General features: G+C 27.4%; 22 protein-coding genes. 21 read left to right on the forward strand and 1 reads right to left on the reverse strand.

Translation table 11 applies throughout. From position 1 onward, the window contains the following. Window positions 1-53: 53 nt before the first annotated feature. From KGF41_RS18900 to KGF41_RS18910, 3 genes are all read left to right on the forward strand, one after another. Window positions 54-1133, forward strand: a complete 1080-nt coding sequence (locus tag KGF41_RS18900; protein ID WP_227857050.1) for an amidohydrolase family protein — start codon at window positions 54-56, stop codon at window positions 1131-1133. A gap of 71 nt (window positions 1134-1204) precedes the next feature. Further along, window positions 1205-1828: a hypothetical protein gene (locus KGF41_RS18905; protein WP_227830109.1), complete on the forward strand. Its 624-nt coding sequence runs from the start codon at window positions 1205-1207 to the stop codon at window positions 1826-1828. 61 nt (window positions 1829-1889) lie between these two features. Beyond that, window positions 1890-2465 carry a hypothetical protein gene (locus KGF41_RS18910; RefSeq protein ID WP_227857051.1) on the forward strand — a complete coding sequence of 192 codons (576 nt, stop codon included), beginning with the start codon at window positions 1890-1892 and terminating at the stop codon, window positions 2463-2465. Window positions 2466-2723: 258 nt separating this feature from the next. On the opposite strand, the gene KGF41_RS18915 is transcribed toward KGF41_RS18910, so the two are convergent. Next, the gene (locus KGF41_RS18915; protein WP_227857052.1) at window positions 2724-3557 is read right to left on the reverse strand and encodes a MerR family transcriptional regulator; all 834 of its coding nucleotides are present in this window, start codon (window positions 3555-3557) and stop codon (window positions 2724-2726) included. A gap of 72 nt (window positions 3558-3629) precedes the next feature. On the opposite strand from KGF41_RS18915, the gene KGF41_RS18920 reads away from it, so the two are divergent. The 18 genes from KGF41_RS18920 to KGF41_RS19005 all read left to right on the forward strand — a co-directional run bounded on the left by KGF41_RS18920 (window position 3630) and on the right by KGF41_RS19005 (window position 26334). Then, entirely contained in the window at window positions 3630-5357 is a 1728-nt protein-coding gene (locus KGF41_RS18920) for an ABC transporter ATP-binding protein (RefSeq protein ID WP_227857053.1), read from the forward strand. Between the two features lie 95 nt (window positions 5358-5452). Continuing rightward, complete coding sequence (locus KGF41_RS18925; protein WP_413841514.1) at window positions 5453-7258, forward strand: ABC transporter ATP-binding protein; 1806 nt, start codon at window positions 5453-5455, stop codon at window positions 7256-7258. 327 nt (window positions 7259-7585) lie between these two features. Then, entirely contained in the window at window positions 7586-8275 is a 690-nt protein-coding gene (locus tag KGF41_RS18930) for a polyphosphate polymerase domain-containing protein (RefSeq protein ID WP_227830104.1), read from the forward strand. An 84-nt stretch (window positions 8276-8359) separates the two neighbouring features. Next, window positions 8360-9034: a DUF4956 domain-containing protein gene (locus KGF41_RS18935; RefSeq protein WP_413841505.1), complete on the forward strand. Its 675-nt coding sequence runs from the start codon at window positions 8360-8362 to the stop codon at window positions 9032-9034. A gap of 16 nt (window positions 9035-9050) precedes the next feature. Further along, a complete protein-coding gene (locus KGF41_RS18940; protein ID WP_227850763.1) occupies window positions 9051-10952 on the forward strand; it encodes a CotH kinase family protein in 1902 nt (633 codons plus the stop codon). Between the two features lie 349 nt (window positions 10953-11301). Beyond that, the gene (locus KGF41_RS18945; protein WP_227850762.1) at window positions 11302-11991 is read left to right on the forward strand and encodes a hypothetical protein; all 690 of its coding nucleotides are present in this window, start codon (window positions 11302-11304) and stop codon (window positions 11989-11991) included. 430 nt (window positions 11992-12421) lie between these two features. After that, entirely contained in the window at window positions 12422-12961 is a 540-nt protein-coding gene (locus KGF41_RS18950; protein WP_021383760.1) for a helix-turn-helix domain-containing protein, read from the forward strand. Window positions 12962-12979: 18 nt separating this feature from the next. After that, window positions 12980-14023, forward strand: coding sequence for a spermidine/putrescine ABC transporter ATP-binding protein (potA, locus tag KGF41_RS18955; RefSeq protein ID WP_227830100.1), 1044 nt, complete (start codon window positions 12980-12982; stop codon window positions 14021-14023). 1 nt (window position 14024) lies between these two features. Beyond that, window positions 14025-14861, forward strand: coding sequence for an ABC transporter permease (locus tag KGF41_RS18960; RefSeq protein ID WP_227830099.1), 837 nt, complete (start codon window positions 14025-14027; stop codon window positions 14859-14861). A gap of 104 nt (window positions 14862-14965) precedes the next feature. Then, entirely contained in the window at window positions 14966-15640 is a 675-nt protein-coding gene (locus KGF41_RS18965) for an ABC transporter permease (RefSeq protein ID WP_227436781.1), read from the forward strand. Continuing rightward, on the forward strand, window positions 15640-16692 hold the full coding sequence (locus KGF41_RS18970) for an ABC transporter substrate-binding protein (protein WP_227830098.1): 1053 nt from the start codon (window positions 15640-15642) through the stop codon (window positions 16690-16692). Before KGF41_RS18965 ends, KGF41_RS18970 begins: the two co-directional genes overlap by 1 nt. Before the next feature lie 341 nt (window positions 16693-17033). Then, complete coding sequence (locus tag KGF41_RS18975; RefSeq protein ID WP_227830097.1) at window positions 17034-17882, forward strand: GGDEF domain-containing protein; 849 nt, start codon at window positions 17034-17036, stop codon at window positions 17880-17882. Further along, the gene (locus tag KGF41_RS18980) at window positions 17872-19536 is read left to right on the forward strand and encodes a DUF2334 domain-containing protein (RefSeq protein WP_227830096.1); all 1665 of its coding nucleotides are present in this window, start codon (window positions 17872-17874) and stop codon (window positions 19534-19536) included. Before KGF41_RS18975 ends, KGF41_RS18980 begins: the two co-directional genes overlap by 11 nt. A gap of 49 nt (window positions 19537-19585) precedes the next feature. Beyond that, entirely contained in the window at window positions 19586-20842 is a 1257-nt protein-coding gene (locus KGF41_RS18985) for a glycosyltransferase (RefSeq protein ID WP_227830095.1), read from the forward strand. 22 nt (window positions 20843-20864) lie between these two features. After that, entirely contained in the window at window positions 20865-22946 is a 2082-nt protein-coding gene (locus KGF41_RS18990) for a cellulose biosynthesis cyclic di-GMP-binding regulatory protein BcsB (protein WP_227857054.1), read from the forward strand. A gap of 37 nt (window positions 22947-22983) precedes the next feature. Further along, window positions 22984-24069, forward strand: a complete 1086-nt coding sequence (locus KGF41_RS18995; protein ID WP_227843017.1) for a glycoside hydrolase family 113 — start codon at window positions 22984-22986, stop codon at window positions 24067-24069. Window positions 24070-24126: 57 nt separating this feature from the next. Further along, window positions 24127-25236: a non-hydrolyzing UDP-N-acetylglucosamine 2-epimerase gene (gene wecB, locus KGF41_RS19000; protein ID WP_227830092.1), complete on the forward strand. Its 1110-nt coding sequence runs from the start codon at window positions 24127-24129 to the stop codon at window positions 25234-25236. 123 nt (window positions 25237-25359) lie between these two features. Then, window positions 25360-26334, forward strand: coding sequence for a glucosaminidase domain-containing protein (locus KGF41_RS19005; RefSeq protein WP_227830091.1), 975 nt, complete (start codon window positions 25360-25362; stop codon window positions 26332-26334). Window positions 26335-26549: the final 215 nt, after the last annotated feature.

The following is a 26549-nucleotide window of genomic DNA, read 5'->3' on the forward strand; positions in this document are numbered from 1 at the left end:
TTAATAAAAGGTAAATGTCTTAATAAATTCAAAAATAAAAGGAGTGTAAGACTATGGCAACAACTGAAATTGCAAATGCTAGAATATTTGATGGAGAAAAGCTCTTAGAAGCAAAAAGTATTGTTATAGAAGATGGATTAATATCATCAAAAACAACTGGTGACATTATTGTAGATGGGAAAGGATGTACTTTACTTCCAGGATTTATTGATTCTCATATACATTTAGATAGTATAAAAAACCTGGAGGATGCAACTAACTGGGGTATAACTACTATGCTTGATATGGCAACTGATAGTAAAGAGATAGTAGATTATTTGAGAAATAGAGAGGGATTAACAGATATTCGTAGTGTATATGAACCTGTAGCACCAGCAGCACATCCTCACCTTATGGGAATGGGATTTAAAGACAGTAAAATATACACTATTGAAGATGCTGAAAATTTTGCTAAGAAACAAATTAAACAAGGAGCAGATTTTGTAAAGCTTATAATAGAAGATCCAAAAACATCAAATACAGCTTTTGATTTTGAAACTATAAAAAGAGTAGTTGAAGTATCTCATGAAAATGGTAAAAAAGTATTCGCTCATGCACCTACAACTATAGCTTATGAATATGCAGAAAAAGCAGGTGTTGATGTAATAAATCACATTCCATTTATAGGTAAATTATCTGATGAGGTAATTAAAAATATAAAAGATAAAAATCTTATTTCAGTTCCAACAATAGTTATGATGGAAAAAATAGCATCAAATATAAATAAAGTCACAGGAAGAGAAGATATTAGATTAGAAACAGCAATAGAAAATACAGCAGCACTGAAAAAAGCTGGAGTAGATATACTAGCTGGTACTGATTCAAATAATGATGAAAACTCTGTCAGCATAGTAAAGCATGGAGAATCCCTTCATCGTGAGTTTGAATTATTAGTTAGAGCAGGGCTTACTACAACTGAAGTACTTAAGAGTACAACAAGTTTACCAGCAAAATTATTAGAACTTGATGACCGTGGAGTAATAAAAGAGGGAAAAAGAGCCGATTTAGTAATGGTTGAGGGAGACCCAACTAAAGATATAACAGCAACTAGAAATATAGAAGGTGTATGGATAAAAGGTAAGAGAGTAAGATAGTAGCTTGAGTATTATTAGATGAATATAGGTAAAAAAATAAAAGAAATATTATACTAAAGGAGATTAAAAATATGTTATTAAAAAGACTAGAGAATAATTCTATACAAGATATAATAGATAAAAATAGTGTAAAAGAACTTATAGAATTTGAGAGATTTTGTAGAGATAATGCATTGTGGGATGAAATGAAAAAATGTTTTGCAAAAGATTCAACAGTATCAATATCTTGGTACCAAGGGAGTGGAGAAGGTTTTGTAGAAGAATCAAGTAAGATGAAGTCTTATGCACCTCATAAAGTTTATAATACAGTAGTTTGGATAAATAATAATAAGGCAGTATCAATTACAATGGCGGCTATTCATATTAGAAATGAGATAGATGGAAATTTAGTTGAACTTCAGTCAGATGTTAAGCTTGTGTATAAAACTCAAAAGATAGATGATATGTGGTATATAGTATCTATGGATGCTATATACGAAAAAGATATACTTTTACCAGTTTATCAGAATAGTGATGTCAAAGTTTCTAAGAGTGAAATAAAAAATTATAGACCAACGTATGCAAATCTTTCTTATATGTTGAGTAAGGATGGATATAAAATAAATCAAGAACTTCCTGGAATAGATAGAAAAGAAATGGTTGATAAGCTTTATGAAGATGCAGAAAGATGGTTAACATTACAAAATTGTAAGTAGAGATTCATGTGAGAGTAATGTTTACATGGTATCATACCTTCCAAGAGAGGTGGGATTGATTATGAATTTATTACTCTATAAACAGTTTACAAAGCATGCAATACTGCGAGCGGTTTTTCTTGGAGGCATGGGAATTGCACTTTTAATATTCCCTGAATTTCTTCTTGGAGGCATGTTTTATGTTATTGTTGGATATATGATTTTATGTGGTGTTTTGCGGATTGTGGATTTTATCTTAGAAAATGGTGCAAAACACCTTTTTAACTATGGAAGTCTTATTATAGCAATTTTACTTATTGTGTTTGGACTTCACTCAATAGCTTTTTCACGTTACTTAATCCACGTATCACCTGTTTATCTTGGTTCATTATTGTTGATTGAAGCAGTAGTATATTTTGTTATTACTTTGTGTGTGACTATATTTTGGCAGAAAATTATTTTGATTATTCTTGCAAGCATTGCTTTTTTAGGTGGAATTGCTGTTATAATTTTTACCTTTGGATTTGGAATTGGAGGTATTTTAGGTCTTACACGAGTTTCTGGATTTGCTTCTTTGTTTTCATGTTTATATACAATTACTGCTTATTTAATTTATCAAAAATCAAAAAATAGATGGGAAAAGAAGAAAATAAAATGAATCTAATAGAATAGAAAGAAGTACCTTTACATATATAAATTGGTTAACGTTTAGAATAACTTTAAATTTATATCCTTATAATTAATGGATGAAAAAGTGATAGCTATATTTAACTATCACTTTTTTATTTGTCTATATAGTTAATTTATAGAGATAAACTTATATAAAAGAGTCAAAGAATTAAATAGGGTGATTTCTGATAATTATACTAATTTAAGTTTAAGTTTTGTGTAAAAGCAAAATCAGTTGTAGTTATTTTTAAAGTTGTTTAACTTCAACTGAGATTTGAGTTATATATTCATCAATATCTCGAATACTTATATCATATAGAAGATATTCTTCATAAACAAAGTCTCCTATACGTAAATCATTATCCTTAAAAAAATTTAATAGTTTTTCATAAGTTGTTTCAAGTGTATCATAACTTCCTTTATGATAAGCAGTTACATAGAGTCCTTTTGGTTTGATTGATATTGGACATTTTTTGTATTCACGATTAACTTTAGTAAACAAGTGTGAATATGACTCGAAATTTTTATTTAGTATATCCTCACCTTTAATAATCGAACCAATCAAGCAATCATCACTTAATTCATAGTTATCCATAAAATTGATACATTCATATAAGAATTTCTCTTCATCATCTCCCATAAATTGTTCTGTTTCTATAAGAGGACTTTTAACTATGTATTCTTCTTCATGTTCTTCTAAAGTAATAGTATTTATATCAATATCACAAGCTTTTTTAGTAAGTGCAATAGTGGATTCCATTAAAGTCTTAATATTGTTTAATTTTTCAATTTCATTGTTAATATCAATACTCTTTTTTTCTAAAAGTTCAATTAACAAACTAGGAGTTCGTTTATCTATATAAGTTTTAATTTCTTTTAAAGGCATTTTTATTTCTTTAAGTGATGAGATTATGCTAAAAATACTAAGTTGATGGTATGAGTAGTATCTATACCCATTTTCTTTTTTCAATTCTGGAGAGAAAAGACCTATATCATCATAATGAAAAAGTGTTTTTTTATTGACTCCACAAATCTTTGCAAATTCACCAGTGCTAAAGTAATTTTTTGAATTTTGGCTCATAATTAAAATTCCTCCTTGACTATCCTGTTACAGTATAGTTTATCATAATATTTTGTAAAGGAGTGTGAAAGTATGAAAAAATTAATTCGTTTTTTAAAACCTTATAGGATTTTAATTGTTACAATGTTAATATTTACGTTTTTGCAAACACTTGGAACTTTATATATACCAACTCTTACCGCGAGTATAGTAAATAACGGTGTAGTAAAAGGAGATATAGATTATATTGTAAAAACAGGTGTATTAATGCTAATAGTAGCAGGAATAACAGCTCTATCAGCTGTATTAGTATGTAAAGTATCAGCAAATCTTTCATCAGGATTTTGTAGAGATATTAGAGAAGCAGTATTTATAAAAGCTCAAGAATTATCAATAAATGACTTTAATAAAATAGGTACAGCATCTATGATTACTAGAAGTACTAGTGATATTACTTTAATAGGGCAATCTTTATTTATGTTTATTGAGTTGGTGTTACCAGCACCAATTATAACTATTTCTGGATTATTTTTAGCTTATTCTATAGATAGAGTAATGACAATTATTATTGTTATAATAATGGTTTTATTCATGCTGTTTGCATGCTTAGTTGGTAAAAGAGTTATCAAATTATTTAAGATAATGCAAACAAAAATGGATAATATGAATAGAGTGTTACGTGAAGCTGTAACTGGAGTAAGAGTTATAAGAGCTTTTAATAGAACTAGTTTTGAAAAGAATAGATTTGATAAAACAGCAGTGGATTATTCTCAAACAGCAATTTCAATAAATAAGATATTTGCAGTACTTATGCCTATTGTAATGTTAATAATGAATTTAGGTATAGTAAGTATTATTTGGTTTGGTGGAATAAGAGTAAGTAATGGAAATATGGAAATAGGTCATATAATGGCTTTAGTTGAGTATTGTATTTTAATTTTATTTTATCTAATCATGGCAGTAATGGTATTTATGTACATACCCAGAGCAGGGGCTTGTGCAGATAGAGTAAATCAAATATTAGACATAGTACCTGAAATTGTAGATGGAAATAATTCTGAAAATATTATTTCAGAAAGAGGGCATTTAGTCTTTAAGAATGTAACATTTTCATATTCAGAATCAGAGGAACCTGTCTTAAGCGATATAACATTTGAAACAAAATCTGGAGAAGTAACTGCAATTATAGGAAGTACTGGCTCTGGCAAATCTACGATTGCAAATGTAATACCACGTTTTTTTGAAATTCAAGAAGGTGAGATATCTATAAATGGTCAAGATGTTAAGAATATGTCTCAAAAAGAGCTTAGAGATAAAATTGGATTTGTACCACAAAAAGCATTCTTGTTTAGTGGAACAATAGAAGAAAATATAAAGTATGGAAAAGAAGATGCAAGTATTGAAGAAATAAAACATGCAGCAAACATAGCTCAAGCTGATGAATTTATTTCTAGTATGGAAGATAATTATGATTCATTTGTAGCTCAGGGTGGAAATAATTTATCTGGTGGACAAAAGCAGAGAATCTCTATTGCAAGGGCATTAGTTAGAAAGCCAGAAATATATATATTTGATGATAGTTTTTCTGCATTAGATTTTAAGACAGATAAAAAACTTAGAAGAGCATTAAAAGATGAAATTAAAGATTCAACAGCTATAATTATAGCACAACGTATAAGTACAATCATGGATGCCAATCAAATTATAGTTTTAGATGAAGGTAAAATTGTAGGTATTGGTAAACATAAAGATTTACTTAGAAAATGTGATGTTTATAAGCAAATTGCAGATTCACAGCTTAGTAAAGAAGAACTTGCATAGCAAAAGAGAAATTCAATTTGTTTATTTGGAGGTGTAATATGAGTGAAAATATAGTAGAAAAAAAAGAAGTAGATGTACTTAGTTTTGAAGATGGTATGTCAGCAGAAAAAGCTAAGGACGCAAAAAAAACTACAAAAAGACTATTAAAATATATGGCAAAACAAAAGTTTAAAATACTGACAATTTTTATTGCAGTATTAATAAGTTCAGCTCTTACGGTTTTAGCACCAATGATTATGGGAAAAGCTATTGACCAACTATTTAATGGAATAAAAACGGCAGTTCAAACTGGCACAAAATTTAGTGTAAACTTTAGTACTATGGGAGGTATAATATCAGTACTTTTAAGCTTGTATCTTCTTAGTTCAGTATTTATATATATACAACAATATATTATGTCAGGAGTTGCACAAAATTTAGTTCTTAGTATGAGAAAAGATTTAAGTGATAAGCTAAATAAACTTCCTCTTAAGTATTATGACTCACATAAAAAGGGAGAAACTCTTAGTATAGTTACAAATGATTTAGAAAAGGTTGCAGATAGCCTGCAAGAAGGATTAATGCAACTTATTACAGCAGTAGTTACGGTGATTGGTTCTATAGTTATGATGATAAACATAAGTATGTCACTTACAATAGTATCAGCTATAACATTAGGTGTTTCGCTATGCATTACTATTGTAATTGCGGGGAAATCACAAAAAAGATTTTCAGAAAACCAAAAGGCTTTAGGTGAATTAAATAGTAATATAGAGGAGATGTTTACTGGTCAAGTAGTAGTTAAGGCGTTTAGTAAAGAAGAAGATACTATTAAAAACTTTAAAATAGTAAATCAAAATCTTTATAATGCTAGTAGAAAAGCACAATTCTCATCATATTCAATATCTCCAATCATTAGATTTGTAAATCAAATTGGGTATGTGGTTATAGCAGTTGTAGGTGGTATATTTGCAGCAAATGGAACAATGACTCTTGGTAGTATACAGGCATTTATTCAATATGTAAATCAATCATCAGAGCCTACCACAGAAATATCTTATATTACAAATATGCTTCAAGCAGCAATTGCATCTGCTGAGAGAGTATTTGGAGTAATGGATGAAATAGAGGAGGTAAAAGATAAAGAGCCTTCAAAAGTTATAAATATACCTAAAGGTAAGGTAGAATTTGAACATGTTAAATTTGGATATAATGATGATTCTATTCTTATGAAAGATATTAATATTAAGTTAAATGCAGGAGGTAAGATTGCAATTGTTGGACCAACAGGAGCCGGAAAAACGACTCTTGTAAATTTACTTATGAGATTTTATGAGATACAAGAGGGTAGAATTACTATTGATGGTATTGATATAAAGGACTTAAAACGTGGAGAACTTAGAACGATGTTTGGAATGGTACTTCAAGATACATGGCTATTTAATGGAAGCATAAAAGAAAATATTGCATACAGTAAATCAGATGCTACAATGGAAGATGTTGTAAGAGCAGCAAAAGCAGCAAGAGTAGACCATTTTATAAGGACTTTACCTAAAGGATATGATACTATATTGACTGAAGATGCTTCTAATTTATCTCAAGGTCAAAAGCAACTTTTAACAATTGCCAGGGCAATACTTTCAGACCCATCAGTGTTAATTCTAGATGAAGCAACTTCTAGTGTAGATACTAGGACAGAAGTTGAAATTCAAAAGGCTATGAATAACTTGATGAGAGGAAGAACTAGCTTTGTTATCGCACATAGATTATCAACTATTCGTGATGCAGATTTAATATTAGTAATGAAAGAAGGTACTATTATTGAACAAGGAAGCCATAAAGAGCTTCTTGAGAATAAAGGATTTTATGAGGAACTTTATAATAGTCAATTTTCAAGAGAATATGATGAAGAAGTTGTATAATTTAATGGAAGATTCATAATCTATATTCCATGATTTTTAGAGAATAAATCCAACTCAATGACTTACTTTGAAAATAAGTAACATGAATAAAGGCTATGTAGAATACAAAATATTGGTGTATTCTATATAGCCTATTTATTTTGTCATTACAATGTAAAGTTTAAGCATGAGATAAAATTGGAAACATTAAATTATCTGGAAAACTTTCTTTGCCACATATATGCCATAAAGATGCACTTATTTTACGGAGATTTAACAAAGCCGAGTAAAGTATACTCTAAATATAAAATAAATCAAATATAGTTAAGAAATTGAGAGGTGATAAAAATGGATAAAAAGTTAAACTACAGATTTGAAATGAAACATAAAATAACTGAAGCGGATGTGTTAGCTTTGAAATCAAGACTTTATCCAATAATGAAAAAAGATGCAAATGCATCAAAAGATGGAAAATATCTTATTAGAAGTTTATATTTTGATACACCAGAAGATAAAGCTCTTCTTGATAAGTTAAATGGTGTTGCAATAAGAGAAAAGTTTAGAATAAGATTTTATAATAATGATTGTTCTTTTATAAAATTAGAAAAAAAAATAAAGCACTATAATATGACATCAAAGCTGTCAGCTAGTTTAACTAAAAAAGAAGTATTGAAGATATTAAATAATGATATTGAATTCTTAAAAGAATCAACAAACTGTTTATTAAGGGAGTTTTATCTAAAGATAAAATGTGAAAGATTGGAGGCAAAAAGTATAGTCGATTACGATAGAGAAGCTTTTGTTTATCCAGTTGGGAATGTAAGAGTGACAATTGATAGTGACATTAAAACTGCTGTAAACTCAACAGATTTATTTAATAAAGAATTGCCAACTGTTTCAGTTATTGACGAAAATATGACTGTATTGGAAGTTAAATATGACGAATTTATACCAGACTTTATAAAAGATTTAGTTCAAATTAATAAGACTACTTCTACAGCTGTTTCAAAGTATGCATCAAGTAGGTTATATACATAAGAATAAAAATTTAAGATTTAGATAAAGACATGTTTAAATAAAATTTAAAGAAAAAACGAAGAAATAGGAAGGATGATTTTAATTATGACATTTAACGATATTTTTAAGTCAAGTTTTATAGAAAACGTATCAGGTTTTTCATTTGTGGATAGTGCTTTAGCTCTAGGCTCAGCATTTTTAGTAGGTTTGTTTATATATATGGTTTATAAGAAGACATATATGGGAATTATGTACTCTCGACCATTTAATGTATCACTTGTAGCACTCACTATGCTTACAACTTTTGTAATATTGGCAGTTACATCAAATGTAGTCTTATCTCTAGGTATGGTTGGGGCTTTATCTATAGTAAGATTTAGAACAGCAATTAAAGACCCAATGGATTTAGTATTTCTATTTTGGTCATTGGGTTCAGGTATAGTTTTGGGTGCAGGTTTAATTCCATTAGCTGTAATGGGTTCAGTAATTATGGGATTAATTTTAATCTTCTTTTCAAACAAAACAATCTCTGAAACACCATATATATTAATGGTAAATTGTAATAATGAAGATTCAGAAGACATTGCAACTGACAAAATCAAAAGGGTATTTTCTAAATATCAAATAAAATCAAAGAGCGTGACACCAGAAAAAGGAATAGAGTTGGTGTTTGAAGTTAGAATGAAAGATGGAGAAACAAGTCTTATAAATGATTTAAGTCAAGTAGATGGAGTTACTAATGCAGTTCTTGTAAGTTACAATGGTGATTATGTAGCATAGAGAGGAGTAATCTTTTATGAAAGATAAAAAACTTACCCTTCTTATCTCATTTATGGTTGTATTTTTATGCGCAATAGTTGGAATATACAGTATATCTGGAAATAAAGGTGTTGATTTATATAGTGATGCGTATATTGAAAAATATTTTGATAGAGATAAAGTTATGGAAATTAATATAGAAATAGATGATAGTGATTTAAAAGATATGAATGAAAATGCTATAAAAGAAGAATTTAAAGTTGCAAAAGTAACCGTAGATGGTGATGCATATGGAAATGTTGGAATCAGGACTAAAGGAAATTCAAGTCTTACATCTGTAGCAAATAGTGATAGTGATAGATATAGTTATAAGATTAATTTTGATAAATATAACACTAGTCAAAGTATGGAAGGGCTTACTCAATTAAATCTTAATAACTGTTACTCTGACCCCTCTTATATGAGAGAGTTTATAACATATAGTATTTGTGAAGATATGGGATTAGCTACTCCAGAATTTGCATATGCAAAGGTTTCTATAAATGGTGAATATCATGGTTTATATTTAGCAGTGGAAGGATTAAAAGAATCTTATCTTGAAAATAACTTTGGAGATGTAACAGGTGATTTATACAAGTCTGATGAAGGCGCTTCATTGCAGTACAATGGAGATGATTCAGAAAGTTATTCAAATTTAATCGTTGAAAGTGATAAAAAAACAGCTGATTGGTCTAAGGTCACAAAACTATTAAAATCTCTAGATACAGGTGAAGACATTGAAAAGTATCTTGATGTAGATTCTGTTCTTAAAAATATAGCAATAAATACAGCTTTGTTAAATCTCGATAGCTATCAAGGTAATTTTGCTCACAATTACTATCTGTATGAGCAAGATGGAGTATTTTCTATGTTACCATGGGATTTTAATATGTCATTTGGTGGGTTTGGTGGTACTGGTAAAAGCGGAGATGGGCAATCAATATATATTGATGAACCAACGACAAGTAATTTAGAAGACAGACCTCTAATATCTGCATTATTAAAAAATGAGACATATAAAACAAAATACCATGAATATCTAGAAGAGATAGTAACAAAATATTTAGGTTCAGATTATCTAGAAAATATGACAACAAAAGTACATGACTTAATAGTATCATATGTAAAAGAAGACCCAACAGCATTTTATACATATGAAGAATTTGAAAAAAATATAACATCTTCAATTGAAAGTTCTAATGATGATAAAGGTGGTAATAAGGGCTTTGGCAATCAAGAATTTAATAATAAAGATTCTAATGATGAAAATAACGAAAATAAAAGTGATGAAAAAGAAGTCAATGCGGAACTTACTTTAAGTGAAACTAAAAATAATGCAGATAGTCAAGCTGTAGACAATAATGAAGATAAGAATAATACAAATAACAAAGATAGTACAAATAACAATGAAAGTGACGATAAGAGTAAAGAAAATTTAGAAAGTCCTATGGGTAAAGGAGGAAAATCAATACCAGGAGTTTTAGAGGTAGCAGAAAGTATGAGTAAAACAATAAAAGCTCAATTAAGTGGAGAGTCTTCTTCAACGAAGGAAACCTCTGATAGTGAGAATTCAAGTGATAATAAAGACATGAAAGAAGCTGATGAAGGTATGAATGGAATGCCAGAACCACCTGAAGGAATGGATGGTAATACGCCGCCAGGTATGGGAAATATGGATAAAGGCGATACGAATAATAAGCAAAATGGTAATATGAAAATGGATAGAAATCAAGGTAGTCCAAAAGAAGCTGGAAACTTTGGAGGCAAAGGAGGAGGTTCTATGAGTAAAACAACAGCATGCTCTAAATTGGTTTTAGGCGGAACTTCTATGTTAGTTATGTCGGTTATGTTAGTATGTATATCAAAAATAAATAGAAGAAAATTTATAAAGTCAAAATAAAATAAAAATAGATAAATACTGATACTGTTAAGTGCAACTACTTTCTTAACAGTATTTTTTTGCTTTATATTAATTTAAAATCTCACATTAGGTTTTACTATTTCATTATAAATAGGCCTAAAAAAGATTTTAAAATATAGAATTTCAACATAGAAATATATAAATTATCTCTTCGAAAAAATAATCTGAAAATTTGTAACCAAATTGTAATAAAATGGTAGTTATTTAGCATAAAATGATGTATCATAGAGTTGTATTATAAAATTTATAAAATAGGATTTTTGTATGAAAACTGCTGACTTTTGGTATTTAAGGTGAGTAGTTAAATTATGTTTAGGAGGGGTAGATTTTGTTACAAAAAGTATTATGGAAATTTTCAAAGCTGGTTTTAGGTCTATTTATATGTTCAATTGGTATAGTATTGACGATAAATTGTAACCTTGGTTTATCTCCTTGGGATGTGTTTCATCAAGGTCTTTCAAATCATGTAGGAATAACTATAGGGACTGCCTCTATAATTGTAGGCTCTATAGTAGTTATAGCTGATGTTATTCTTGGTGAAAATGTAGGATGGGGAACTGTATTTAATATGTTATTAATTGGCTTTTTTATGGATTTACTTCTATACACTAACTTAATTCCAAAGACTGATAGTGTATTAATAGGAATAATTATGTTGATTTTAGGTTTGGGGCTTGTAGCTCTTGGAATGGTATTTTATATGGGAAGTGGTCTAGGAAGTGGACCTAGAGATGGTTTGATGGTTGCTCTTCAAAAGAAAACAGGAAAATCACTTAACTTAATAAGAGGAACTATAGAAGTTGGTGCATTAATAGTTGGATTTTTCTTAGGTGGAAAAGTTGGTATAGGAACTATAATAAGTGCATTTGGCCTAGGATATCTTACACAAATATTATTTAATTTGTTTAAATTAGATTGTAGTAAAATTAAACATAGATTTATAATAGATGATATAAAATTTATAAAATTATATATGAGTGGAGATAAAAAACCTGCCACTCAAAATATGGCTAAATAGTCCTATAAAGAATTAATTAAGAGTATATAGTAATTATAAATAAAAATTTTCTTGTAAATATATAAAATTTCAAATATTAAAAGATATGGATTGCTAAAAAACTATAAAATATAGATTTTTAGCAATTTTTTATTTACTTAACATATTCTAAGACCTTAAAAGCTTTTATATATGTTAGATGAATTGATTTATTTATAATTAGAGATACTAAACTTTATAGATATTAATATAAACACATTCAAATTGTGTATTTTCAAAGCCTTTAAAATACTTGTATTTATTCTAACTAAAAAAATAAAAAAATTAGCAAAAAAGTCTTGTATTATATCTGAATTTTATATATAATTACCTATGTTGTTTACAAATTTTAAACTCAATGTTTAGTAAACAAAATGTTTAGTAAAATAAAACACAAATTAGGAGGTGCAACATGGATATAGGTGAAAAGATAAAAAGATTAAGAACAGAAAAACAACTGACCCAGGAAGAGTTAGCTAATAGATGTGAATTGTCAAAAGGATTTATTTCTCAACTAGAAAATAACTTAACATCACCATCCATAGCTACCCTTATAGATATACTTGAGATATTAGGTACAAATTTAAGGGAATTTTTTAATGAAATAGATGACGAAAGAATTAGTTTTACAAAAGAAGACATGTTTGAAACTGAAGATGAGGACTTAAAATATAAATTAAAGTGGTTAATTCCAAATTCACAAAAAAATGAAATGGAGCCAATAATAATAACATTGTATCCAGGTGGACAATATAAAGAAGAAAAGCCACATGAAGGTGAAGAATTTGGATATGTACTAGCAGGTTCAATATATGTTCATATAGGCGAAAAGAAAAATAAGGTAAAAAAAGGAGAAAGCTTTTACTTTAGACCAAGAGCAAATCACTATATATCAAACGAAGGAAAAACGACAGCAAAAGTGATTTGGGTAAGTACGCCACCATCATTTTAGAATAGAGGTGTTTAATAATTGGTAGAAAATATAATAGAATTAAGAGATATATCTAAGCATTATGAGGAACTTACTGTTTTAGATAATTTCAATTTAGATATAAAGAAAAATGAGTTTTTAACTTTACTTGGGCCAAGTGGATGTGGAAAGACTACTACATTAAAAATAATAGCAGGGTTTGAGTATGCTGATGATGGCAAAGTTTTATTTGAAGGTAAAGAAATAAATAATTTACCACCATATGAAAGACAAGTAAATACAGTCTTTCAAAAATATGCTTTATTTCCACACATGGATGTATATGAAAATGTAGCTTTTGGCTTGAAAATTAAAAAAACTCCAAAAGATATAATAGATACTAAAGTAAAAGAAGTTTTAAAACTTGTTGCATTAGAAGGATTTGAAAGACGACAAGTAGACTCATTAAGTGGAGGTCAACAACAAAGAATTGCAATAGCAAGAGCTTTAGTAAATGAACCAAAAGTGTTGTTGTTAGATGAGCCACTTGGAGCATTAGATTTAAAATTAAGACAAGAAATGCAAATAGAATTAAAAAGAATTCAAAAAAAGTTAGGAATAACATTTGTATTTGTAACTCATGACCAAGAAGAAGCTCTTACTATGTCAGATACTATTGTTGTAATGTATAAAGGTAAAATACAACAAATGGGTACACCTCAAGACATATACAATGAACCTAAAAATTCATTTGTAGCGAAGTTTATAGGTGAAAGTAATATATTTGATGGAATTATGATGGAAGATTATAAAGTAAATTTCTGTAAGAGAGAGTTTGAATGCGTAGATAAAGGATTTGAAAAAAATGAAAATATAGAAGTAGTAATAAGACCAGAAGATATAAAAATGGTAAAGCCAGAAGAAGGAATGTTAAAGGGGAAAGTTACATCTACAGTATTTAAAGGAGTGCACTATGAAATAGAATTAAATGAAAATGGAAGATTGTGGATACTTCATAATACCAAAAATGCTGAAGTTGGAGTAGAACTAGGCATGGATATATATCCAGAAGACATCCATATAATGAGAAAAGAGAGTAACTAATATGAAGAAGAAATCTTTTTTAGCATATCCATATGTAGTTTGGAGTGCGATATTTGTAATAATTCCTTTAATACTAGTAGTATTTTTCAGTTTTACAAAAGACTCAAGTACAGGTTATGTGTTTACACTTGAGAATTATAAAGAAGTAATAGACCCTATATATATTAAAGTATTTGCTCGCTCTATTCTTTTAGCAGGAGTAGCTACATTGATATGTCTTGTAGTTGGTTATCCAGTGGCATATATAATCTCAAAAGCTCATGTAAGTAGAAGAGGTTCATTAATACTGTTGTTTATTCTTCCTATGTGGATGAACTTTCTTTTAAGAACATATGCATGGGTAGCTATATTAGGAAAAAATGGACTTTTAAATACGTTTTTAGGATGGTTTGGAATACAGCCATTAGCAATTTTGTATACTAATGTTGCTATACTTTTAGGTATGGTATATAACTTTTTACCATTTATGGTTCTTCCAATATATACAGCACTTTCAAAGATGGATAATGATTTAATAAATGCTGCTCATGACTTAGGTGCAAATAACATGACAGTATTTAGAAAAATTATATTTCCTTTGAGTCTGCCTGGGGTAATGTCTGGAATAACTATGGTATTTATGCCAGCAGTTACTACTTTTGCAATATCAAGACTGCTAGGTGGAGGCAAAATAATGTTAGTTGGAGATTTGATTGAACAACAATTCACAGTTGTTGGAGATTGGAACTTTGGCTCAGCTATATCAATATTTATGATGATAGTAATATTAATATCCATGTCGATAATGTCAAAATTTGGAGATGAATCTGACAAAGAAGGTGGTGGGTTACTATTTTAAAATTAAAGAAAATAACTTCTAATATATATTTAGCATTAGTATTCTTATTTTTGTATGCACCCATATTTGCATTGGTACTATTTTCTTTTAATGATTCAAAATCAATGGCAAGATGGAATGGATTTACATGGAAGTGGTATGGTCAATTACTTCAAAATGAAAGTATAATGAGTGCTTTATATTACACTGTTGTGATAGCTATATTAGCATCCGTAATATCAACAATAGTAGGAACTATAAGTGCTATAGGAATACATAAGATGAGAGGGAAGAGTAAAAAATTAATACTGAATGTAAACTACCTTCCTATTTTAAATACAGAAATAGTTACAGCAGTAGCCCTTATGAGTCTATTTGTATTTGTAAAAATGGAATTTGGTTTTACAACAATGTTATTAGCACATATAATGTTTTGTTTGCCATATGTTATACTTTCAGTTTTACCAAAAATGAAGCAATTACCTGATAATATAGAAGATGCAGCTATGGACTTGGGAGCAACACCTATGTATGCTCTTAGAAAAGTAATTTTACCACAAATAAAACCAGGTATAGTTTCTGGATTTTTAATTGCATTTACTATGTCAATAGACGACTTTATAATAAGTTTCTTTAATGCTGGAAATGGTGTAAGTAATCTTTCTATAGAAATCTATGGAATGGCTCGAAGAGGTATAAAGCCTGAAATAAATGCATTATCAACGATAATGTTTGCAGTGGTTTTAGGATTACTTCTATTGGCTAATAAAAAAGAATCTATAGTAAGGGGGACTAAATAATGATTAAGTTTAAGAAAATAATATCCCTTGTAACTGTAGGTATGATTACAGCTACTTTATTTACAGGATGCAATAAATCAACAGATTCTACAAAGGTTCTAAATGTATATAATGTTGGTGATTATATAGATGAATCTCTTATAGATAAGTTTGAAAAAGAAACAGGAATAGAAGTTCAATATTCAACTTATGATACTAATGAAATGATGTATCAAAAGGTTAAGAGTGGTAGTACTCATTATGATTTAGTTTTTCCATCGGATTATATGGTGGAAAAAATGAAAAATGAAGGTCTTTTGGAAAAAATAGATTTTAAAAACATACCTAATATGAAGTATTTAGATAAGAGTTTTTTAAATCCTGTATATGATGAAACTAACGAATATAGTGTTGCATATATGTGGGGTACTCTTGGAATATTATATAATAAAAAAGAAGTTAAAGAGCCTATAGATAGTTGGAATATACTTTGGAATCCAAAATACAAAGGAAACATGATGATGTTTGACTCTGTTAGAGATACTATAGGGATAACTCTTAAAAAATTAGGATACAGTATGAATAGTGTAAATCCAAAAGAAATAAATGAAGCAAAAAATCTTTTAATAAAGCAGAAGGATTTAGTCCTAGCATATGTAAACGATGAAGGAAAAGACAGATTATTAGGTGGAGAAGTCGCAATGGGGATGTTGTATTCTGGAGATGCAGTTACATTGATGGATCAAAATCCTGACCTTGACTATGCTATACCTAAAGAAGGTACGAACAAGTGGGTGGATGCTATGTGTGTACCTACAACAGCACAAAATAAAAAAGAAGCTGAGTTATTTATAAACTTCTTGTTAGACCCAGAAAATGCAAAAGTAAATGCTGAATACATTGGATATTCAACACCTAATACAGGAGCACTAAAGTTATTGGACCCAGAAATAACTAGCAATCCTGTTGCATATCCATCTAAAGATGTGCTTGCTAAATGTGAAACTTTTGAAGATATTGGTGAAAATATCAAGTTATACGATAAAGCTTGGATAGAGTTAAAATCAAAATAGAGTATTATTTATTTAATAATATTTACTTAATAAAACTGTTCTTATTTAGAAATTATTTTCTAATTATTGAACAGTTTTATTTTTTTTACTTATATCTATATATGTATATGTTATAGATATATATAATTTATTTACTATGAATACATACATGATAATTATTTTGAAGATAAGCAAATAGAGAACATTAATGTTAAATATTTGTTTGTTTTTTTATTATTTATATACATATATAATTTAATTTATTTTTACTAAGTTAAAAAATTATTTGCATATTGATTTTAATAATAATTAGAAAAAATGGGCAACTTAATAAAATAATTGGAGGTGTAAATTTATAAAAAATGAATGGGACAAATAAAAAGATAGATTTATTAATGTTAAGTTTGTTTGTTTTTATATTTTTAATTGTTGGGATAGTAATACTATCTATTAGAACAGAAAATAAATTGAATGTATTTATAATGTTATCAGTTATTTTTTTTATAATAATGTTAACTTATTTATCAAACTCAGTAGTTGGTTTAATAACAAGTTCAATAATTATATTTATATATACGTCCTATATTTTATATAACAATATTACTCATAATATAGATATTGAGTTTATATCATATATATGGATAATAGCAGTACCAATATCTTCAATTATAATGGGAAATATAAATAAAAATATAAATGAATTACAACTTACAAATATAAAATTAACTGAACAATATGAGGAACTAGTAACTATAGATAATGAAACTGGGCTTAGAAACTTAAAAATTTTTTATAATGATGTAAATATGGAAATAAGTAAGTCAGTCAGACATACTACTACTTTTTCTCTTATGATAGTAAAACTACCATATTATGAAAACCTACAGACTATATTTGGTGAAAGTAAAACTAACAAAATAGTAAAATATATTAGTTCAAATATTGTAGAGTGTACAAGAAATGAAGATATAATATACAGTTTACAAAAAGATATGATAGGAATACTGATGCCAAACACAGCATTAGAAGGTTCAAAGGTTGTTAGAGATAGAATAAAGAAGAGGATAAAAGAGTTAAACTTAGATTTAAATGATAAAGGAAAATATGTAAATATAGATGTGAAAATTGCAATTTTAGAGTATAGAGATACTTTTGGAGATAGTATAAATTTTAAGAATATGGTTGAAGAGGAATTGCAGTATGATGTTTAAAACTTACAATAAAAATTTATCTAAAGTATTAATTGTGCTTTTAATAGTATTGATAATGTCAAATTTTAATATACACTCATATGCACTAGAAACTTATTCTAATACAAATAAGGTATTGGTTATCTATGATTCTAAGAAAGAAACATCTTACAATCAAGACATATTGAAAATTGTAAGAACTCTATTAGGTAGATTTAGCTCAAATATCGAGTTATTAAAATTAAGCAACTATGATAATGAGATAAATAAAACTTATTATAGTCATATATTTATTATAGGGATAAATGAAAATTCATATATTAATGATGAAAAAACTAACATCTTAATTAATTCATTAGATTCCTATAAAGGAGTCATCTGTTGGTTAGGATATGGTATAGAAAATCTGTTGGAATATAAGAAATATAATTTAGAATATGTAAAAAAAACAAATAATATAAACAGTGTAACCTATAAAGGTAAAGAGTATAACTTAGATGAACACCATTTATTTAATATTGTAAAATCAACAGATAAAAGCAATAAAATTATAGGAACTATTAGTGATACAGTAAATGAATATCCGTATATTGTAAATGACAAAAATCTTTTCTATGTGTCAAAGTTGGATTTAGATGGTGTTTTATTTTATATATTTTGTGATTCACTAAATGATGTGTTTGATATTGAAACCTTCAATAATGGTCGCATATTTGTAAGAATAGAAGATGTACATGCATTTAGAGAACCAAAAGAATTAATAAAAATAGCTGATTATTTAAGCAATAAGAACATACCATTTACAATTGCTTTAATACCAGCTTATGTAAATCCTAAAAATCATAGAATAACTACTTTATCAGAAAGCCCTGAGATTGTTAAAGCAGTAAAATACATGCAAGATAAGGGTGGTACAGTGATATTACATGGATACACTCATCAATATAAAAATGAAGAAGTTTCTGGAGAAGGATATGAATTTTGGGATGGGGAAAAAGATGCTCCATTAAAAGAAAATATGACAATTTTTGTGAAAGATAGAGTTTTAAAAGGGCTTAGAATATGTATAGAAAATGGGATTTATCCTCTTGCATTTGAAGCTCCTCATTATGCAATAGAATCTGAAGGATATAAAGAATTAAAAAAATATTTTTCTACTTATGTAGGACAACATCAAAATAATGATAAAAAATTTAGCACAAATACATATCCCTATGTTATTAGGGATACAGAAGAGTTTAATATATTTGTACCTGAGAATTTGGGATATATAGACCCAGAGGATAAGTTTACTTTTCAAAATATAAAAGAAAATTTAGATACAGTATCTATTGTCAGAGGCTTTAGTGGCGGTTTTTTCTTTCATTCGTATTTAGATATAAAATATTTGAAAGATACAATAGAATACCTAGAAAAACAAAATATAGAGTTTATGGATTTAAGAGATTTTGATAATTGGGTAAAGGTTGATGAGATACAAATAAGAAATGATGGTAATGAAATTAAAGTCAACTATGATAGAAATTTAGAAAAAAATAAAGAAGATGAAACTAGGTTTAAATCTATATCTAAAATCAGCAAAATCTTAATATCAATAGTATCCATAAGTGTTTTAGTTTTTGTAATTATATTTATGTATTTTAAAAAAATAGACAAAAAGAAATTTTTAAAATAAAAAATTTTAGATTAAGTTCTAAGATTTAAAAAGATTTTAGGAGAATTTTATGAGAGGATTAAATGTATCAGAGTATCTATTTATATTTAGTTTATTTAGTATATGGTCTTTACTACTTATAAATATAGTTTTAGCTATGGGGGGGTATTTATTTTATTTTAGGAACTTTGATAAAAAAATAAAAAAAATTGATAGATATCCAATGGTATCAATACTTGTTCCTGCTCATAATGAAGCCAAGGTAATAGGTAGGACTGTGGAATCTTTACTACTACTTAATTATCCTAAAGATAAAATGGAACTTATTGTGATAAATGACAATTCTTCTGATAATAGTAGAGAAATTTTAGAAAGCATAAAGAATAAATATAAAAATTATAATTTTACTATTATAAATACAGATAGCATAACTGGAGGTAAGGGAAAATCAAATGCATTAAATATTGGATATAAAATTTCAAAAGGAGAGTTTATAGCAGTCTATGATGCAGATAATACTCCAGATAGAGATGCACTTAGGTATTTAATACAAACAATAGTTCTAGATGATGAATTAGGTGCTGTTATTGGAAAGTTTAGAACCAGAAATAAAAGTAAAAATCTATTGACGAAATTTATAAATATAGAAACTTTAAGCTTTCAATGGATGTCTCAAGCTGGTAGATGGCAATTATTTAATTTATGTACAATACCAGGAACTAACTTTATATTGAGAAAAAGTATTATAGAAGAAATTGGGGGATGGGATAGCAAAGCAATTGCAGAAGATACAGAAATTAGCTTTAGAATATATAAGTTAGGATATAAGATAAAACTTGTGCCACAGTCAATAACATGGGAGCAGGAACCAGAAACTATTAAAGTTTGGATAAAGCAAAGGACTAGATGGGCAAAAGGTAATATATACGTTTTAATGAAATATATAAAAAATATATTTAAACAAGGGAAAAATAAAATTGTATTTGATATAGCCTACTTTTTTTCTGTATATTTTCTATTTTTAACATCTGTTATTATCTCAGATATTTTATTTGTCTTAAGTGTATTTAAATTAATAGAGATTTCTATTCCAATCAACTTTATCATAATATGGATACTATCGTACATTTTATTTATCATAGAAGTGAGTATAAGCTTAACTATAGAAAAAGGTGAGGCTACAATCGAGAATATATTTATAGTAGCACTTATGTATTTTACATATTCTCAACTATGGCTATTTGTTGCTATAAAAGGAATGGTAGAGTATTTAAAAGATATAATTTTTAAAAGAGAGGTCAAATGGTATAAAACGGAAAGATTTTAATTCATGTACAGGAGGTATTAATATGAAAAAATTTGTTGTATTAATTGTATCTTTAGTATTGTTTTTTTCAAATATCGTATTTGTAGATGAAGTAAAAGCTGATGAAACTAAAGTCAAAAATTATAAGTTTGAAAGAGATGTAACTATTGATGGAGTTATAGGGAGCAATAGTACTTTTTTTGAAGTAAACAAAAATTGGGACGTTGAGGAAGTGTCATTTAATCTTAATTTTAGTAAGAGTCAAATATTAAATGGAGATGTTTCAAGTTTAACTATCTTAATAAATAATGTACCAATAAAATCAATTAAACTAAATGCCAAAAAAGATTATAAAGATACACTAAAAGTATTAATACCAAAAGAATATATAATACAAGGATATAATGAAATAAAAGTAAAAGCATATAAAACAATATCTGATAAAATATGTCAAGATGATTCTAACACTGGAAACTGGATGGTTATTCATAAGGAATCTTATACATCAATTAGATATAAGCAGAAAAAATTGGGCAATTCAATAAATGAGTATCCATATCCATATATAGAAATTGAAGAAAATTTTAAATTAGACACAACTTTAGTAGTTCCAGATAATATGAGTAGGGGTGAATCTACAGCTGTGTTTAATTTAGCATCGGAATTTGGAAAAATAACACAGAACGATAAGTTACAGTTTGATGTTAAATTATATTCAGAAATGAAGAACTGGTCAGATGATAACATTATATACATTGGTAAACCTGAAAATACGGCAGAAGAAATTTTAAATATTCTAAGTGCAAAGGAACAAACTTTATTATCTTCAAATTGTATAATTAAACAGATAAATTCTCCATACAACAATAATAAGAAGATGTTAGTAGTAATAGGTAGTAATGAAGAAGATTTAATAAAAGCATCAAATTTATTGATAGACAATAGACTTTCTAATCAAATTTTATCATCATCAATACTTGTAAATAAAGATACTAATATAAAGACTGCTGGTGAACAAGAATTAAATTTAGGTCATATGACTTTAGAAGACCTAGGATATACAGATATTTTGCTGGAAGGTGCATTTAGTCAACAAGCTTTATTTGATGTTAGAATACCAAAAGGTAGAAAGTTAGATAATGGCTCAAAGATTGTTTTAAATTTAAGATATTCTGATAATTTGGATTTTGACAAATCATTAGTTACAGTGTATATAAATGATGTTGTCGTAGGAAGTAAAAAATTAGATAGGGCATATTCAGATAATGACAAACTAGAATTAAAAATACCTAAAGATATAGATAATAAAAACTATTATCAAGTTAAGCTGGTGTTTAATTTAAGTATAAAAAATTTAAATTGTGTTACAAGAGAAAGTAATAATCCTTGGGCATATGTGTCAAATAGCTCTTATTTGGAACTATCAACAAAAGAGAATCAGTCACTGAGTTTTGAAAGTTATCCATATCCATTTGTTAAGAATGATAAGTTTAATGATTTAACTGTGATAATGCCAGATTATTCAGGGTCCCAAGCAATGACATGGATGTCCAGACTAGGTGTTAATTTAGGTGCAAATATGAATTCGCATGAGGGAAACATAAATGTAATTAGAGGTAAAGAGTTTAGCAATAAATATAAAGATACGAATATTATAGTTTTTGGAGTACCACTTAACAGCTCTGTTATAAAGATGATAAATAGCAACTTAAATATAAAGTTCAATAAAAACTATTCTAACTTTTTATCAAATGATAAGATAAGCTTTATTGACGATTATGGTAAAAATATTTCATCAATACAATTGATAAAATCACCTTACAATAATCAAAAAAATATTATGGTAATAAGTTCAATAGATGAAAAAAATTTATATTTAGGAATGGATTATTTATTAAATAAAAGTCAAGTGAATGATTTAAAAGGAGATACATTAACAATTGATGAATATGGAGAAGTAAAAGATTTAACGTATAATACAAAAATAAATAAAGAAATAAAAGATTCGAGTAGAGAATTGAATATAAGTAAAACAGCTAAAGTTTTTTTTGTTGTTTCTTTTATTGTTATAGTTGTAGCTGTAATTCTATCAATGTTATTTATTAAGAAATATAAAAGAAGATAATACAGTAAACGTATTATTTTAAAATGAGGTATATGATTTGAATAAAAATGTAAACAAATTTAAATTTAAGAAAAATATTTTAATCTTAGGAATTATTTTAACTTTTATATTTATAATTTATTTTGTAAATGTTGAATTAAAAAATAGAAGTTTAGTAAATAGCCAGTATGAGGGCAAGATTAAATCAGCCAATTTATCTATAGATTATGAAATAAATCAAGTTATGAAGGATATAGATAAGCTAGGATTGAATACAATAAATGTACCTATAGTTATAAATGTGGATGATATTAATTCTGATATCATGTCAATAGATAATAATAGCAAAAAAAAGGCAATTAAACTAATAAAAAAATTAAATAAGAAGGGTATTTCCACAATATTAGAAGCATATCCATGGATAAAAAATGGAGAGTTATATGAGACCGATTGGAATCCTATGAATAAAAAAAGATTTTTTTATAACTGGCAAAATACTGTATTAAATGAACTTATAGAAGATGTATCAAATCCATTGAATGTAAAGGTTTTAAATGTAGGCTCTAATTTTGTATACTTAGAAGAATATCAACAAAATTGGGGTGAAATAATAGATTTTGTACAATCAAAATTTGATGGTCTTGTAACATATAGAACTAATTGGTGGTATACGAGAAAAGGTGATTTAAATAGTAAATTATCTTATGAACAAAAACTAAATAATAATTTTTTTGATAAGTTAGACTTTATATCCATAGCAGCGTATTTTGAGTTAAGTGATAAATCTGTCAATACAGTTGATGAATTGGTTTCTGCTCTACATTCATCTACTGTGAATAATAGAGGACAAAATATAAAAGAAGAACTATATAATCTTTATAAGGTTCATCGTAAACCGATATTTTTTGGAGAATTAGGTTTTTCAAATAGAGAAAATGCAAGCTCTCAACCATGGAATCATGTTCCTTCAGAAATTATAAATGATGAAGAACAAGCAAGATGCTTTGAAGCATATAGGCGAGTTTTTGAAAAAGAAGATTGGATAAATGGTTTTTCTGTATTTTGTGTAGGTAAAATTGATGAAGAAAAAAACTTTTATCCATCAAAAGAGAGTATAAAGATTATTAAATCTTGGTATAAATAAACTTGTTATATAAATAGACAATTATAGTATATAAATAGTTGATTAGGAGAGATATAAATGGATGACATCAAGGTTATGACTGTATTTGGAACTAGACCTGAAGCTATCAAAGTAGCTCCTTTAATTAAGGAACTTGAAAAAAGAGAGCATATAAACAGTATTGTGTGTGTGACAGCACAACATAGAGAAATGCTTGACCAGGTTATAGAAACTTTCAATATAAATGTAGATTATGATTTAGACATAATGAAAAAAGGGCAAAGTTTAAATGATATAACATGTAAAGTTTTAAATGAACTTCCCATGATTATAGATAAAGAAAAGCCAGACATAATCTTAGTACATGGAGATACAACGACAACTCTAGCTACTAGTTTAACTGCATTTTATAGTAAAATTCTAGTGGGTCATATAGAAGCAGGACTTAGAACTTATGATAAATATTTTCCATTTCCAGAAGAGCTAAATAGACAGCTTACAGGAATTATTGCTGATATACACTTTGCCCCTACTAGTTTGGCAAAACAAAACTTAATTTCAGAAGGAAAGTCTGAAAACAATATATTTGTAACAGGTAATACTGCAATTGATGCATTAAAGATGACAATAAGAGAAAATTATACTCATCCTATAATAGATAAGCTTGGTGATGACAGAATGATTTTATTGACTTCTCATAGGAGAGAAAACTTAGGAGAACCCATGAGAAATATATTTAGAGCTGTAAAACGAATAGTAGATGAATTTGAAGATGTACAGGTAGTATATCCTATACATTTAAATCCTGAAATACGTAGTATAGCTAGTGAAGTATTTGGGAAAAATTCTAAAAAAATTCACATTATCGAGCCTTTGGAAGTAGTTGATTTTCATAATTTTTTAAACAAATCCTATATGATAATGACTGATAGTGGAGGAATACAAGAGGAAGCTCCATCACTAGGAAAACCAGTACTTGTGTTAAGAAAAAAGACAGAAAGAATAGAAGGTGTTAAAGCAAAAACACTTAAATTAATAGGTACAAATGAAGAAAATATATATAATTCTGTAAAACAATTATTAACAAATAGAAATAATTATATTCAAATGAGTAAAGCGTCTAATCCATATGGGGATGGAAATGCAAGTAAGTATATAGTGGATGTAATAGTGAAAAAATTTAATTGAAGATACTTAAATTAGCTTTTATTAACTTAATTTAAATTTTATATATAAGATAGAATTAAAATATAACCACTTAATATAAAAATTATGATAAGATAAGGAATACAATTAGCAAGGGGGAATAATATGGCTAGAAAATGTATAAAAAATTTAGGTAAAAATAAAACTATAAGAAGATTAAAGCTTATATTTAAAAAGATATTTATTACTGTATTTATAATAGCAAGTATAATAGCTGTTTTTAATATAACAAAATATTTTGAAGACTTATACAAGGTAAGAGATATAAAAACTACTAAAATTGAATACTATATGGATGTAGCTGATGAAGCAGGGGGCGGAAAAGTTCAATTAAGCTGGAAGGAGTTACTTGCTATAGATATGGTAATATATGATGAAGATTTAAGTAATATAAAAAAGAAAGATACATTAAATGTCGGTGAAAAATTTATAGTAGAAGACAAAAATGATAAGGGAGAAAAAGTATACAAGGTAAAAAAGTTTAATAAAGTATTGAATGAATTGAAATTTGACACTTCTCAAAAAAGTAGAGCAAAAAAATACATGAAGGATTTAGAATACACGTATCTTGGAAATAAAGAATTAAAAGATAGTGATGAAAAAATTAAGTTTATAAAGAAATTAGAAGACTCAGCTATAAGAGAGTATATCGATTATGGCATATTACCATCTATAACAATTGGACAAGCAATATTAGAATCTGGGTGGGGTAATTCTAAACTTACAAAGCAAAGTAATAATTTATTTGGTATAAAGGCAGATAAAGCATGGAAGGGAAAAAGTGTAGCAATTTCAACTTCTGAACATTATAATGAAAAGATTGTAGCAAGTTTTAGGTCATATGGTTCACTGGAGGACTCTGTAAAAGACCATGGTTTATTTTTAGTGAATAATAAAAGGTATAGAAAAAATGGATTGTTTGAATCAAAAGACTATATTAGTCAAGCACAAGCATTAGAAGATGCTGGATATAGTACAGCTGAAGACAAAAGTGGGAATCGTATATATGCAGAACTACTGATAGAAGTTATTAGAAGTTATAACTTACAATTAATAGATAATAAAGTAGAAACAAAATAAGTATTGATTCTACATGAATGTGTAACAAGATAAATTTGTTTTTTACAAAAGAATAGAAAAAATGTAAAAAAACATAAAAAAATGTATTGACTTGTTATTTAAAAGGTGATATTATTATTACTGTACTCGAAAGAGAGCAAAATGAACTTTGAAAATTAAACAGTAGGTTAATTTATAAAACAAGAAACAAACCATAAAGCCAGATATTTTGATAA

The sequence above is a fragment of the Clostridioides sp. ZZV14-6150 genome (assembly GCF_020657875.1).
In the GTDB taxonomy this organism is placed as follows: Bacteria; Bacillota; Clostridia; order Peptostreptococcales; family Peptostreptococcaceae; genus Clostridioides.